This window comes from Nocardioides pyridinolyticus, assembly GCF_054653575.1.
This window is the reverse complement of the sequence record NZ_BAAIFY010000077.1, coordinates 1-949: the sequence shown is the minus strand read 5'-3', so window position 1 is coordinate 949 and position 949 is coordinate 1. Positions and strand designations below refer to the sequence as shown.

Below are 949 nucleotides of genomic sequence, written 5' to 3'. Positions count from 1 at the left end.
ACCAAGAAGCTCCAACGCGGCGCCCACACCAGCGTCCGCGCCCTCAACGCCGACATCCGCGCCTGGATCAAGACCTGGAACGACAACCCCCGCCCCTACGTGTGGACCAAGACCAGCGACCAGATCCTCGAATCCATCGCCCGCTACTGCGGCCGAATTACTGACTCAGGACACTAGGAGCCTGTGGCCAGCACGAACGCGACCCACAGCGCGACCGCAGCGACCGCGATCCCCGGAACCCACGTCGGGTGGAGCGTCCACCACGCGCACGCCACCACGAACAGCGCCAGCCAGGCGACGACCAGCAGCGCGACAGCCCACCAGGGCAGGAACAGCACGCTGGCGCCGTACAGGAACAGCACGGAGGCCATCCCGGCCATGCCGACGAACGGCCAGGGCGAGACGGGCGCCCGGTCAGCCGGCATCGTCACTCGTCATTCCAGTCGGGATCGTTGTCCCACTCCTCGTTCCGCTGCTCCGCCTTGGCGAGCGCGCCCTCGGCCTCCTCGCGCGTGGCGTAGGGCCCGAGACGGTCGATCGACGGGCAGATGCCCTCGCCCTGCTCGACCCGGTGGTGCTTCACGCAGAACCAGAAGTCACTCATGCGGCCGAAACTACACGCGCTGCCGTACACGACGTCTCTCTGTCGAGGCTTGTGCCTTGGTGCCTTGGTGCCTGGGCGAACTGGCGCGGGCTGGGGCGGCGGGGCGGCGGGGCTGGCGCGGGCTGGCGGTGGCTCAGCCACCGTTTCCCGCGCCCGAACGGTGGCCAGCCCACCGCTGGCGGGTGCGGCGAGGGGCTGGCGGTGGCTCAGCCACCGTTTCCCGCGCGCGAACGGTGGCCAGCCCACCGCTGGCGGGTGCGGCGAGGGGCGGGTCGGGCTCCTAGTGTCCTGAGTCAAAAGTTCACCTACAGCGGGTACGCTGATGTGTGCCGGACTCAAGGTTGT

General features: G+C 69.5%; 2 protein-coding genes and 1 pseudogene. 1 reads left to right on the top strand and 2 read right to left on the bottom strand.

Going from position 1 to position 949, the window contains the following annotated elements:
• Positions 1–177, top strand: a pseudogene (locus tag ACYQ0U_RS22710) (IS630 family transposase); the annotation flags it as partial.
• On the opposite strand, the gene ACYQ0U_RS22705 reads toward ACYQ0U_RS22710, so the two are convergent.
• Entirely contained in the window at positions 174–425 is a 252-nt protein-coding gene (locus tag ACYQ0U_RS22705; protein ID WP_459976155.1) for a hypothetical protein, read from the bottom strand. The pseudogene ACYQ0U_RS22710 and the gene ACYQ0U_RS22705 overlap by 4 nt on opposite strands.
• Positions 426–427: 2 nt before the next feature.
• On the bottom strand, positions 428–604 hold the full coding sequence (locus ACYQ0U_RS22700; RefSeq protein WP_459976154.1) for a hypothetical protein: 177 nt from the start codon (positions 602–604) through the stop codon (positions 428–430).
• Positions 605–949 lie beyond the last annotated feature (345 nt).